Genomic DNA, 13,483 nt, shown 5'->3' with positions numbered 1-13,483 from the left:
CTTTTAACGTGCAAATCGATGTCAGTTTAAGTAGATATTTTGAGCCAATGCATTTCTTGGAGGAAGTAATGTCACAAAATGACAAGTGTATTTTTACCAACGAATACGCGACATGGGTCGCTCCTCAGGGAAGTTTAGGGATGACCATCTTACGCGGCTGCGATTCTCGGGTTTGCGGTAAATATAATATCACTGAAAGCGCGATCAGAGAGCTTCAGTACGTAGGGTCTGCTCCCAACCAAGTTCGAATAAATTGTGCTAAAATTACGATGGATTACCATGAATCGAACCCTGATATGAGATTTGCGCCAATATGGTGCGTGCGAAGTGAAAAAGATCTCTTGCAGAGATTGAGGGGCGCGCATCAAATCTTCCTTATTGAAGACGTGCAAAATGATTTAGTTGACCACTCCGAGAAGCCCATAGCTCTGCTCTCCAGGGTGGCGCGAAATTTAGGTAGAAGCAGGGCCTTTGCACCTTTTTACTTTAACTATAAGGATCAAGTTTTATCTCAAATTGTAGACATAGGAGAACTTGGCTCTATAGTTTCATATCTTATAGATCAAAAATATATCGAGGAATATCAAGGCTCAGAAGAGCCACCCCCATCGGATGGTCCTCTTGATACGGTTTTTTCAAACAAATATAATTTCACTGTCGATGGTTGGCATCAAATCAGGCAGCGATCAAATGTTTTATCGAAAAAAGTTTTTATAGCGACCGCTTTTTCATGGATTAAAGATGATGATCTTCGTCCTAGAGCTATACAAGCTATAGTGGACGCTTGCAAAGATCTCGGATATGAAGCGGACACAGTCACCCAAAATCATTCTGATTATATTACCAATAAAATCATTTCAGATATTCGCCAAGCTAGATTTGTGGTTGCAGAGCTGACTTATCATAATAGAGGAGTCTACTTTGAGGCTGGGCTTGCGAGAGGCCTTGGGAAAAATGTCTTTCACGTTGTAAGAGAAGGTTTTACGAGTTCTGACCCCAAAGATGATTTAAATGGGACGCGTATACACTTCGATATTCAGCAGATCATGTATAGAAAGTGGGATAACCCTGAAAATCTTCGAGAGCTTCTGAGGGACTGGATTGAAGCTACCGAAGGAAGAGCTTAGTGGGGTAGTTTACTTTGACAAATACTGTGTTGGCTCGGCTAGAGAAGAGCTATCGAAGAAATCCCACCGATAAAAACTTCTATCTTTTGCATCAAGAAGCACAAAAGATAGAGAACTTTCAGTTAGTTTCCGTCATCTATGAAGTTAAATATGGCCAAGAGTATAGATTGCGTAACAAGCATCTCACGGATGCATTTCTTCTAGAAGAGAGATGGCTAGAAGCTCAGTATTTCTGTGATCTTTGGCTAGACTCGTCACCGAACTCAATAGATGCATTAAGGGTGGGATTTATTATCGCTACAAAAAGAGGTAGCTATCGACGTGCCCATGCATTTTATGATCGTCTAAGAGCGGCAAATGCTCCTGAAAATTTAATATGGTTAGCTCGTACGATCTTTTCGTTGGTGTTTGAGAACTGCCATCAAGCTGAGGCATATGCCGCCAACATGCTTCTTTCCCCACCACCTTTGGATGCACTAAGTTTGGCAGTTGCATTGGAGGTGGCGATAAGAACTAAAAACGGTGATCTATTATTTGAGACCTTGGTGCGCATGGCACGCGTTCCGTCCCTCACGCCTTGGCAAAATAGAGTTGTGGTGGAAACTCTTAGGGTAAAGCTTCTAACGCTACTAAAAGATAGGGCTGAAATGAGCGCGGTGTGAAAAGAAATTATATTGTAACTAGGGTTATGAGTGAAACTGGTACTTTCCGCGGGGTTGCTCTCGGTTTAGGAAATGTGGAGATTCGCCCGCCAAGCTCAGACTCCAAAGAAGAACGTAGTTGTCTGGAAGCTTCCAAACAGCACTACAGCTTAGAAGTAAATTTAGATGGTACGGCTATGAGAATTTCCGCACTAGTGCAGGCTGAGTCGGAAGAAGAGGCGGATCACTATGCAATCGAGATCTTTGAAGAAACTCAAGACATATTGGATAACTCTAGTTTTGGTATGTCAAAATTTTCTTTAATGGACTGTGGGTGCATAACTGATATTGACGGCGGAATTACCAAGCCAAGATTCCCGGTTGGCACAAACGCACCCAAGATATTTCCCACATTCGAAAGAGTCGAAGATCTCTTTCCCTCAGTTGGGGGAGCACAATACTTTATTAACCTTTCTGATAGTGAATTAAAAATGGGACTCTTGAGGTCGTTTTATTGGTCTCGAAAAGCGAGATGGGAGCCAGAAGGGCAAATGCGACTGCTTTATCGCTGGTTCGCGATGGAAGCAATATGGTTATCTGGAAAAGATGAGGACATAACACCAAGGATTATGTGGAGCCTGGGGTTCCCTAACGGCCCTCAAGCGGTGATGGTTAGTAGGAATTTGATTACGGAACTGAGCGCGCACCCAACGTATTCAAGCTGGAAGGGGAAGATTGAATTGTGGCTTCGTGAGATTAAGGTGTTTAGAAACAAAACTGTGCACAATGGGTTTAGGCCACAGGATCTTTCCAAGAAGAACCTTGAAGACTTTAACAGACTTACTATGCTGGCTTGCCCTAGGGTTCAAGGGTTTGCTTATCGCGGACTGGAAATGGGTTGCGTAAATCCGGGTGATTTATTGTCAAAGAGCGCTGAAATATTTAATTCAAAAATTAAAAAAGAAGAGGTTCACGGAACTATCCTCTATACCCTTCAAAATCCTGACTAGGACCAAGGTCATTCGCCACAGTATGATTTTAATCGCAGGCTGCAGCTGAGGAGGTGATGCTGCTGTGTATCTAAGCGGTGCGCAAACCTTTGCCATGATGTTCTTAAACGAAATTGCCACTTTTATTCGTTGCGGCGCAAATAATTGAATCTAGTTACCTTGACAGACCTGGGGAAAAGCTCACATTGGGCTAAGTTTATTCATTCACTATGAGGGGTATCATGAAGCTTAAGCGCGCACGTGTTACGAAGTTTAGAAGTATTGATGATTCTACATGGGTTGATGCAGAGAACGTTCTTGCCTTGGTTGGTAAAAACGAGTCCGGCAAAACTACATTTATTCAAGCTTTGGAGAAGCTTAATCCCGTTGAAGCTTCGAGAGGAAATTTTGATCCCGTAAAGGACTATCCTCGTCGTGAATACACCAAGTATAAAAAGGAACACGAAGCAAACCCTGCGACGGTAGTCAAAGCTGAGTTTGAATTAACTCAAGAAGAAATCTCTGAAATTGAAAAAGAATTCGGTGTCAGTTCTCTAAAAAAGAATACTGTAACTGTAGAAAAGAATTATGCAAATAAGCGTACATGGATCGTTGATTTAAATGAGGGCAAAATTCTGGCCCATTTGTTTTCTGAAAAAAGTCTTCCTTCCGAGGTCAAGGATATTGGAAAGACTGCAAAATCATTAGAGGCTGCAATTGAAAGCTTAGAAAAATTAACTGATAGAACTCCGGCTACCACAGAACTTCTTGAGAACTTGAAGAAGAACTATAGTGATTGTTCGCATCGTGTGATTAATGAATATCTGGTTAAGTTTATTCCCAAGTTCGTGTACTTCGGAGACTACAGTGTTCTTAAAGGCACGGTAAACGTTCAAAATTTATCTCAGAAATTATCAAATAACCCTAGTACGCTAACTGACTCAGATAGAACTTTTTTAGCTCTCCTTGCGAATGCGGGTACTGAGCTATCTGAGTTTCAAAATAACCAAAAGTACGAACCATTGAAGGCGGAGCTTGAGGCAGCATCTGCAAGCATTTCTGATGAGGTTTTTGAGTACTGGAGCCAGAACAAACATTTGAGAGTGGAGTTCGATATTTCTCCTGGCCACTCTGGCGAAGTACCCCCTTTCAATCAAGGAACAAACTTACATGTGCGAATTTGGAACGATCGTCACAGAGTTTCAGTTCCTTTTGATGAAAGATCGCGTGGCTTCGTCTGGTTCTTCTCATTCCTGGCGTACTTTTCTCAGCTCGACGGAACTTCGGGAAGCCTTATCCTTCTACTGGATGAGCCAGCATTGAACTTGCACGGAACAGCTCAGACTGATTTCTTGAGATTTATCGATGAGCGGCTTGCCCCGAAGTATCAAGTGTTATTCACGACCCATTCGCCATCTTTAGTGCCGTCAAAAAACTGGGAACGAGTTAGAACTGTTCAAGATCTTGATGGGATCGGAACGGTCATTTCGAAGGATATCTTCAAGTGTGATTCAGAGACTCTTTTTCCTCTTCAGGCGGCACTTGGTTACGAAATTACCCAATCTTTATTTATTGGTCCCAATATCCTATTGGTCGAAGGTCCATCTGATCTGCTGTATCTGCAGGCGCTGGGAAACGCATTGCGAGCCAAGGGACAATCTGGAATTGATGCGAGATGGACTGTCACTCCGTGCGGTGGAGTTGATCGCGTCGGCACTTTCGTCACATTGTTTGGTGGAAACCGCCTAAACTTAGCTGTTTTGCTGGATATTAGTAATAATGAAAAACAGCGTGTTCAGCAATTAAAGCAACATAAACATCTTAGTGAATCGAGCGTAATCGAGATTACCGATTTCATTTCAGATAAGCAGGAGGCTGATATTGAAGATGTTTTCGATCCTAGCTTTTATTTGGAATTAGTGAATGCTGTTTACGCAGACAAACTAACCAAAGCTCTAACGATTGAAAGCCTTTCACAGGGACCCCGTATTGTTAAGAGAGTTGAGAAATATTTTGTCGATCACAACATTAGCGGCGGTAAGTTTAATCACTACTTACCGGCAGAGTATCTTTTCCGTGAACAAGGTAATTTGCTAAATAAAATTAATACTGCGACCTTACAGAGTGCCAATGCGCTTTTTGAGCGCTTGAATGCGATTCTCGACGGGAGTCAGGCATCGGCAAAGAAGAATTTGAAAACCGCAAGTATGTTGGCTTCAGCAGCGATGTTGGATGCTTAGGAGGTCACCATGAGTTGGGAAGATGATCTATCAAAAAAGCATGGACTTAATAAAGCTCAGGAGCAGCGAGAGTCGGAGGAAAAACGTAGAATTTTGCTTGGAGACCTAGCAAGAGAATTTGGGGTCGCTTGTAATGAGCTTCAAAAGGCCCAATCCCTTTTCGGAAGAATTGGGAAGATTGTAAGTCTTCATCAGCAAGGCAACCATTTTACGCTTGCGTACGGCAGTGGCACACCGTCATTGGGTTTAAAAATGAAAGGCGATGATACTGGCTTTGAAATAATCGAAGACAATATCGTAGTGGATAGTGTGTCGATTTTTTATAATGGTGACTCCATAGTTCTTGAATCGAAGAAGAATCAGCGTGTGGATACAGTAAACGTTATGGGATATTTTATTAAGCGTTTTGACGCGCGCATTCCTTAATAGATGTTCAAAAAATACGTTTGAACCTAAGTAACGGCGATGATAGCGAGTAGATAAGTATAGAGAAGAGGCACTAATTAGGGCCCTCTTCTCTATAGGAGTGATCCGGGAGCAGGATATCCATTGAGCCAGAGTATTTCCATCGGTGGTACGTGTAGGTCTAACCACTGGACCATATTTTCGGCTAGAAGCGCATTCTTCGCGATAGTAAGGCTAAGTTCGCCTGACCTATACTCGCGTTCGTAACGCTCACTAAAGCGTGCATCAGAGTGCTGAAGAACTCCGTTATATAAGAAATCTAGATCAGATAGTTGAATAGCTCGCGAGATAATTTTTTTGCGTGCGTTAATCGCCGCTAAATATTCGGGAGTACGATCAATCTCGCCCGTGGGTCCTTGAGAAATGATTTTCATTTTTAGACTGCCACCGTCGTAAGTTCCCAGGAAAATCTGGGAAAGCTTTCCATGAATTTTTGTGTAAAAAATTGGATCATTTTGATTGGAAAAAATTGGTCTAAGTTCAGAAAGTTTTGCCCGGTAATTTGCTTCATTCGCAAGTATTGCAGAGCTGCCTCTTACGGTAATCTTAGGATGCTGATATTCCGGAAGCGATTTGTATTTTCTAAGAAAGCTGTCGAAGGCGATCTCGTCCTCTGGAAGAAAAACGGATGCGCGCTTTGCAGATCCTTCCATGTGGAAATAAATAAGGCCTAGGCCATCTGGTTTGTAACCCTCCATTGCGGTATCAAGGATCTTTTCAACGTCTTGGTTAAGCTGATTGAATTTTTCCTGCAGTCGCTTTTGAAGGTCTTCGACTGACGTGGCAGTCGCTTTGGCTTCTGACATCCTGTTCTTTCTTTAATTTTTAAATTGAGGGGTGCTTTTCTAAGGTGGTGATTCTTCGATGGAGTATCTTAGTAGTCTAGAGGGTCGTAATCAATGGCTACTCTTGTATTGGCTCTTCTCTGTGCGCCAGAGTTAACATCTTCTTCGTATCTTGAATCACAAGTTTTACATTCCCACCATCCGGACATGTAATTGTGAAGGCGGATGAGCTTTTTTTCGCTATCAAAGCATTGAGCACAAAATGGTCCATCTTTCTTTTCGCCGAGGGCTCTGAAGTAAAAGACACCATTGTATTGCATCTCGTCTTGAAGCTGTAATTGCTCTTTCAACTGTTTGATTTCGTCATCTTTATCGAGGATCGCCGCCTTTAGGTCGGCAACATTCATTTTGACATCTGAAAGAGCAATATACAGATCTGCGAGCTTTAGTTTGCCTTCGGCTTCGTTGAGCTTTAGATCTAACTCTTTGAGGGTTTTTGTGATGTTGATTGCTTGGGTCACGCCGGTCATAACTGCAACCGTAGTTGTTACTGGGTCCACGCACACTTCCTTATCTCGAGAGGGTTGGGCGCGGAACCTTTGACCACAGCGGTTCTCACGCATATATGGTGGAGTAGGATATCGGCTTTGATATCGGTGTAAAGGTTGAATGTAATTGTCGCATTAAGTAAAGCATTGGATCTCAAGTTGGTTTTTGATGTTATAATGCGACGAGTCTTTGTCGAGCAACTAGGAGCTGATTCTGGAGATTTGCAAACAAATGCAAACAGCCTCATTGAATATCGGACTATTTCCGTATATGTCTGTGCATAAGCGGTTTGGCCTAAGTTATTGATATAACTGAAAAGGCTATTTAAATCCGGTAGTTAGAAGCGGCGAGGGCATCACCGCCTCTCACTACCAAATTTTGTTTAGTCTTAAGTATTTATTTTTACTTAGGAATTTTTAAAAATCCCGAATACGAAATGTATGTCGGGATTTTTTTTGGGGTTAGAGCAGATGGAATATGGGTTAGAACAGGCTAAACCTAGTGAAATCAATAACTTAACTCTATATCGTAGAGCCAAGGCACTTTCGTCCCTTGCCAAGGCAATGGGGCATACTGATCAAGTTGTCACCCAGGCGCAAAACGTATATCAGACTCTTCTTAATTTCGAGCGTAGTTCCGCCGATAGTAATAAGAGGTCTGTCCATGCCAGCAAAGGCCAAAGCAACATCTGAATCCAATACATACTCTCCCCGAGAAGAGGAGAAACGTTACTTCGTAAAGGCTCCTCAAAAAGGTAAAAAATCTTGGGTGCTGGTTAGCTATTACTTGAAGGATGGAAATCGTAAGAAACGCGTTTACGTGCCTTTGGCAGACGAGCTGAAGGAAAAGGTCGTCTCTATCAATCAGAGACTTCAAAAGGGCGCTATAACCGAAAATGATGTGCAGACGCTCCTTGAAAACCTAATTCAGAAGCAATACGACAAATTCGAAGTACAGTCCAGAGCAGTAAGGGATGCGCGTTTGTCTGAAATTAACAATAAAGCATTCAACGCTTATTGGGTCGGTCACTACGAGGTGAAGACTAAAACAAAAGATAAATCCTCTCCTAGGCATGATATCAAAAAAGCGTTGAGTCTGATTGAGCCGCTTTCAATTTTTACCGCTGAAAAGCATGAACTTGAAAGTGCCGTTATTAAAAATGCGGCTTCGCCGGCGAAGGCCGCTCGGGCTATTGCACGACTGAATGAAATGCTGCGCTGGATGGAGCGAAAAAATGGCTCCGGGGGCAGGCTTAAACTTGAAGCGCCTGAAGTTCCAAAGAAGAAAATTCAATTTTGTCGCGAAGATGAGTTTCAAAAGATCCTTGGCTACATTGAAGAGGAAAACCTTAAACTATTTGCCAATGTTATTTTTGGAACAGGCCTACGCATTGGTGAGGCCCTGGCTTTGGATATCGACAGTTTTAATAAAGGAATTATCAACGTCGAATATCAGATAGATAAAAAAGGGGAGCTAGTTCCTCCTAAGAAGGGGTCGGCAGGGCAGGTCGTCGTCGTTCCCGGTTTTGAGCGGTATGTCGAACGATGGGTGGAGCTCGAGGATAAAGTGCAGTATCGCTACAGCCTTTATGATGCACTTTATGATGCTACGAGAAAGGCTTTTCCAAAAGGGCCTAATCGAGTCTGGGTTGGTCCCCATGATCTTCGGCATTCGCATGCGGTACATCTTTTGGAAAAAGGTGTACCGATGACCCAGGTTGCGCAAAATCTTCGTAATGATATCAAAGTGTGTGTGAAGTACTACACGGGTTATGGTCATACCGAAGGTACGGTTGCGATGCTGAAGCGTATGCTTCAAAAATAAAATTCGAAGCCCTTTATAAAATAAAAACAAATACCGATATATTTAGTGAGTGACGAGCTTTTACTTTTGTTTTTCGAAAGTAAATTTTGCCCACTGGTAAAAGTGTCTAATGAAGAGTGAATTTATTCACTAAGGGTAACCTCATGCCGAAAGGTATTTCATCTTGCAAATAGCAAGCTCGTCACTCATTTTTTTGGAGACGTAGTTATGACTAAAGAGCAACTTTCAAATAGAATTTGGATAACAAAAAAGGCACGGCAAAATGCAGAGAGTCGGCTAATTAAAACTGACAATATATTTTCTTTCCTATTGGTTTATTACAGTGTGGCGTTCGCTGCATTTCAGTTGTTTTCGAAATTTATTGATATGAACTCGGTGGAAGCTCATAAACTTGATTGGATAAGTACAACTTTTTCACTTTTTATCTTGGTTTTTTCTTTGGTTGTCGCTGGGTATAATTTTAAGCTTCAAGCTGAGCGAATGAAATCGTCATATTTAGATCTTACGGACTTAGAATATCAAGTCAGTTTTGGAAAACCATTAAATGAGGCGGCGGCGAAGTACTCGGAAATTTTGAAGAGATCAGATAATCACTTGGGCTGGGATTTTGAGAGGATCTTTTTGTTGAGGAAAATAGATTCGAATGAGACTGACCTCATGGTGATTTCCCGCCATGCTAAACATGTGTTAATCTTTTTAATAGTGTGGTTGATGGGGATTAGTATGTTCCTATTGCCCATCTTCATTTTTTTAAACTATCTAATCAAATATTTGTGATTTTATGAATGAAAAGATGAAGAGAATTTTTATTAGTAGATTAAAATACAGTTCTGCTGCTGGAATCGACAGAATTCGTCCAGAAAAATTTGAGTCAAATCTGGATCAAGAGGTTAGTAAGATAGTGGAAAATATTGAATCTGGAAAATACAGATTCAGTCCGTATAAGGAAATGTTAGTTTTAAAAGGCAGATCGAAATTTCCGCGTGTGATATCGATACCAACCGTTAGGGATAAATTGGTTTTGAGCTGGGTGTTGGAACAGCTAAACGAAACTTTTCTAGCAAAAAGGCAGTTTGTATATGAAATTATATCAAAAATTACATGCGACCTGCGTGATGGCAAGATTTACTATAGAAAAATTGATATTTCTGGATTCTACGACAATATTAATCATGAACTCCTAGAGAGTGATCTCAAAACGCAAATAGCTGATCAGAATTTGCTAGCGTTAATTAGGTTAGCAATAAAGAATCCAACAACACCTGTTAATCAAAAAGCAAAGGAATTAAATAGTAAGGGTGTTCCTCAAGGAATTCCAATATCAAATTATTTAGCGAACTTCTTTGGGAGACGAATAGACCACGTTGTTGCAGATACTTCTGTTACATTTACTAGATATGTTGATGATATACTTTTGTTATCTTCGAGCCAGAAGGACTTGTCTAAAGCAAATGAAGAGTTGATTGATAAAATTAGATCTTGTGGTCTTGAGGTTAATGAAGAAAAGAGTCGATACGGTATTCTATCAGAAGGTTTTGACTATCTTGGGTATAGTTTTAGTGAGAAAAACGGGTTTCCTGCAGTTGGTATTCGACGATCTTCTTATGAAAAACACTATTTAGCGATATTAAAAATATTTTCATCTTTTTCGAATAAGAAAAAGAAAGGCCATAGCCCAAGTTTGGATAGGTTGGCATGGGATTTAAACCTAAAGGTAACGGGTGCGATACTAGATGGCGAACGATATGGATGGCTGTTCTTTTTCTCTCAGATAGATGAAGATTCTAAGCAGCTTTATGCTTTAGATAGTTTTATTGATAGTATGCTAAAAAAGAATGGCTTGTCCCGGGACAATTTGGGGATTAAAAAGCACATTCGTGCTTTTTGGGAAATTCGTAAGAATTTGAAGAATACAAAGTACATCCCAAACTTGGATAGCTATTCGTTGGAAAAGAAGAAAATATTTTTACTTAATGTTTGCGGACTTTCCCAAGAGGAAGTGGATCTGATGTCTGATGAAAGTATTGCCTATGAATTTAAAAAACGTGCATACAGAGATATTAGAGAGTTAGAGAAGGATATGAGTTCGGTATCATAGATTTTATTTGATACCGAAGAGTAAATTAAATGTTGGATTTTTTATGCCTAGATGCGGTAGTTTAAACTTTCATTAAAAACTGCGAGATTATTTTTTTATAAACTTCCTCACTCAAAATAGTGCCGTCAAAAAGTATAAATAACTCACTACATATCTCAGTAGTTTTATTAGATATATAGGTATAATCATTTAATTCGTAAATACTTGCTTGTAGCTCATATTCAAATTTAGGGACTGAACAAGTTTTAGGAAGTGCAATAAAAAAGTCAGAACTTGCTGGGGATAATTGACGGTCTTTCAAGCCACCATATGACAGCTTAATGGCCACTGATTTGGTCTCTTCCATTTTTAAGGCTTTATACAGTCGTCCGATCCTTAAAAGCGTCTCGGCAACTCTTTTAATTCTCACATCAAAAAAGAAAAGTGCTTTTCCTCGTCGATCCTCAAAAAGGCTTTTTAAAAGATAAAAATCGCCGGTCTTGGTTAGTTCCCAAAAGTCATAACTAGGACCTAGTATTCCTTCTTTTGAGTCAATTGTCGCGCGTACGCCATTTTGTGTGTGGATTGGCTTAAAGCCGTCTCGATTCTCTAAGACCACACCAATAGGCCATCCAAATGAATGTATAGCGCTAACCTGCATGGCGGGAATGAGTGTCGTGGGTTCAAATTTAACCTCCTCGGCGCAATATGCGATTACCTCAAAATAGCCAGGTAGGTTTTGTTTTATTTGATTTAAATCTGTCATGGTTAGTCCTTATTGGCCGAGTTAGCGATTTGATCAAATCGCTTGCTATGAGGTTTCTTTGGAGTAGTGTGCTGAGTAGCATCTATTTTAGTCCAGCTTGTTCTGCGAGCCTTGATTTTCTCCTCTAATTGCTCATGAAGTTTCTTTAAATCGTCTATTTCCCAAAAATTTATATCATAGCCAGAAACATCAAAATGAATCCGATGTGCCTCTGCTTTGTAATTAGGGGATGCAGAGTTATGGTCTTCTCTGCAAGTTAGAAAGACTCTTGATTCTCTTTTTGCTCCCATTGCATACCCGATTTCAAAATAACAATTTGGTCTTGCGAGAGTGAGATCAGCAATAATAATTTCTGAATCATTAATATTGGTAATGATCTGATTCATAACCAGTGAGCCGTCGTTGACCTTGTCGAGCCTTACTGGCTTTAGATTTAAACTAGCACAAATAGGGACGTATACTTCTTCATAAACTTTATCGCAATTTGTGTCGCCAAAGGCTGAAATGATAAAACAAGTTTCCAATTTTACTCCCAAAGCGGGCTAAGTTTTTACTATTTCTTTGGATTAAGATCGCTTATCAACTCATCAACACTCTTCATCGCTTGCGACAAAAGACCTTTAATCTCCTGCGCGTATGCTTCTGGCTCAAGAAGTTCAACTTCCTCGGGGCCATGTGGATTATAATGGCCAGCAGAAAGGTTACAGCCAGCCTCAAGAACTTTAGCTAAAGGTACAAGCCAACTGCGCTCTGTGTTGTCGCGTTTCTTATACAGCTTCAGTAGCTCAGCAAAATGCCCTTCTGTGATGCCAGCCTTCTTGGTGAGCTTTTTATCTTCAAGAAGTTTAACTTCGTAAAACCAGACATCCTTAGTTGTCTTAGTTTTATCAAAGAACAATACAGAAGTTTTGACAGCTGAATAAGGTAAGAACACGCCCGCTGGAAGACTTACTACTGTATGAAGGTTGGCTTCGGTTAATAGTTTCTTTTTAACGGCTTGGTATGCTGCATTGGTTTGGAACAAAACTCCCTCAGGAACGACGACTGCCGCACGGCCATCTGTCTTTAGGGACTTTTCAATGTGTTGAAGGAAGAGAAGCTCCGTAGCGGTGGACTCTACAGGGAAGTTCTTCTGAATAAGTTCCTGCTCTTTGCCGCCGAAAGGAGGATTTGCTAAAATGATATTGTACTTATCTCTGTCGTCGATTTGGCGAATATCAGTTTGAAGAGTATTTTCTTTGGCGATACGCGGATAGTCCACCTCGTGAAGAGTCATATTCATTAGACCCAAGACATAAGGAAGTGGAGTTTTCTCTTTACCATAAAAAGTCTTGTTGTTGAGTATCTTACGGGCCTCTGCTGTCTTTGCTTTAGATTCCAAATACAGATGCGCTTGGACCAAGAATCCACAAGTTCCGCAAGCTGGATCGTAAATTGTTTCACCAATTTTGGGATCAATCAGTTGTACGATGGTTTTAATGAGTGGGCGGGGAGTATAGTATTCTCCAGCATTACCGCCACCTTCGCCCATGTTTCTAAGAAGATCCTCGTAGATATGAGATAGCGCAAAAGCTTCTTCACCCACGTCAAAATGGATTGCTTGGATTTTCTCAATCACTTGATGAAGTAAAAATCCAGAGTTCACACGATTCTGAACGTTCTTAAAAATGGCAGCAACGATGTCACGTGGATCACCCTCTTTAGTTCCTTTTAACGAGGCTAAATAAGGAATCAGGCTTTCATTAATCCATTTGGTCAAATCATTACCAGTTTTTCCCTTTTTGGGCTCTGTCCAGACCGACCATTGATATTCTTTTTTAATGAGTGGGTGATATTCATCGCCATTGAGTTCGGCTTGTGCCTTGCGTTCGTTTTCTTTGTCTTCGAAGAATTTGAGATAAAGAATCCAGGAAAGTGCTTCAGTGTATTGCCATGCGCCGGTGATTCCGTCGTCTGTTCGCAAAATGTCGCAACACTGGTTGATAATTGAGGTTAGTTGGGATTTGGATGTCATTTCTTA

Annotated in this window: 13 protein-coding genes; 8 read left to right on the top strand and 5 right to left on the bottom strand. The window is 40.9% G+C overall.

Features of this window, described 5'->3' with window-relative positions; genetic code table 11:
• The first annotated feature begins 68 nt into the window (after positions 1-68).
• The 5 genes from ACES2G_RS12150 (at position 69) to ACES2G_RS12130 (ending at position 5,423) form a co-directional block, all read left to right on the top strand.
• On the top strand, positions 69-1,127 hold the full coding sequence (locus ACES2G_RS12150) for a hypothetical protein (RefSeq protein WP_374000304.1): 1,059 nt from the start codon (positions 69-71) through the stop codon (positions 1,125-1,127).
• Positions 1,128-1,141: 14 nt separating this feature from the next.
• Entirely contained in the window at positions 1,142-1,789 is a 648-nt protein-coding gene (locus ACES2G_RS12145) for a hypothetical protein (RefSeq protein ID WP_374000303.1), read from the top strand.
• Complete coding sequence (locus ACES2G_RS12140) at positions 1,786-2,778, top strand: hypothetical protein (protein ID WP_374000302.1); 993 nt, start codon at positions 1,786-1,788, stop codon at positions 2,776-2,778. Before ACES2G_RS12145 ends, ACES2G_RS12140 begins: the two co-directional genes overlap by 4 nt.
• A 221-nt stretch (positions 2,779-2,999) precedes the next feature.
• Entirely contained in the window at positions 3,000-4,997 is a 1,998-nt protein-coding gene (locus ACES2G_RS12135; protein ID WP_374000301.1) for an AAA family ATPase, read from the top strand.
• A 9-nt stretch (positions 4,998-5,006) separates the two neighbouring features.
• Positions 5,007-5,423, top strand: a complete 417-nt coding sequence (locus ACES2G_RS12130; RefSeq protein ID WP_374000300.1) for a hypothetical protein — start codon at positions 5,007-5,009, stop codon at positions 5,421-5,423.
• A 92-nt stretch (positions 5,424-5,515) separates the two neighbouring features.
• Here ACES2G_RS12130 and ACES2G_RS12125 read toward each other — a convergent pair whose 3' ends face one another.
• Positions 5,516-6,268 (bottom strand): hypothetical protein, encoded by a 753-nt coding sequence (locus ACES2G_RS12125; protein WP_374000299.1) that lies wholly within the window; start codon positions 6,266-6,268, stop codon positions 5,516-5,518.
• 68 nt (positions 6,269-6,336) lie between these two features.
• Positions 6,337-6,807: a hypothetical protein gene (locus ACES2G_RS12120; protein WP_374000298.1), complete on the bottom strand. Its 471-nt coding sequence runs from the start codon at positions 6,805-6,807 to the stop codon at positions 6,337-6,339.
• Positions 6,808-7,459: 652 nt separating this feature from the next.
• Here ACES2G_RS12120 and ACES2G_RS12115 point away from each other — a divergent pair.
• The 3 genes from ACES2G_RS12115 (at position 7,460) to ACES2G_RS12105 (ending at position 10,718) form a co-directional block, all read left to right on the top strand.
• Positions 7,460-8,620, top strand: a complete 1,161-nt coding sequence (locus tag ACES2G_RS12115) for a tyrosine-type recombinase/integrase (protein WP_374000297.1) — start codon at positions 7,460-7,462, stop codon at positions 8,618-8,620.
• A 207-nt stretch (positions 8,621-8,827) separates the two neighbouring features.
• Complete coding sequence (locus ACES2G_RS12110; RefSeq protein ID WP_374000296.1) at positions 8,828-9,397, top strand: SLATT domain-containing protein; 570 nt, start codon at positions 8,828-8,830, stop codon at positions 9,395-9,397.
• Positions 9,398-9,401: 4 nt separating this feature from the next.
• Positions 9,402-10,718, top strand: coding sequence for a reverse transcriptase domain-containing protein (locus ACES2G_RS12105; RefSeq protein ID WP_374000295.1), 1,317 nt, complete (start codon positions 9,402-9,404; stop codon positions 10,716-10,718).
• A gap of 61 nt (positions 10,719-10,779) precedes the next feature.
• On the opposite strand, the gene ACES2G_RS12100 is transcribed toward ACES2G_RS12105, so the two are convergent.
• The 3 genes from ACES2G_RS12100 to ACES2G_RS12090 are packed head-to-tail and all read right to left on the bottom strand — an operon-like array spanning position 10,780 to position 13,477.
• Complete coding sequence (locus ACES2G_RS12100; RefSeq protein WP_374000294.1) at positions 10,780-11,463, bottom strand: hypothetical protein; 684 nt, start codon at positions 11,461-11,463, stop codon at positions 10,780-10,782.
• A 2-nt stretch (positions 11,464-11,465) separates the two neighbouring features.
• Entirely contained in the window at positions 11,466-11,987 is a 522-nt protein-coding gene (locus ACES2G_RS12095) for a hypothetical protein (protein ID WP_374000293.1), read from the bottom strand.
• A gap of 29 nt (positions 11,988-12,016) precedes the next feature.
• Positions 12,017-13,477, bottom strand: a complete 1,461-nt coding sequence (locus ACES2G_RS12090) for an N-6 DNA methylase (protein WP_374000292.1) — start codon at positions 13,475-13,477, stop codon at positions 12,017-12,019.
• Positions 13,478-13,483: the final 6 nt, after the last annotated feature.

The sequence above is a fragment of the Bdellovibrio bacteriovorus genome (assembly GCF_041888015.1).
Lineage (GTDB): Bacteria > Bdellovibrionota > Bdellovibrionia > Bdellovibrionales > Bdellovibrionaceae > Bdellovibrio.
This window is presented reverse-complemented; position numbering and strand designations above follow the sequence as displayed.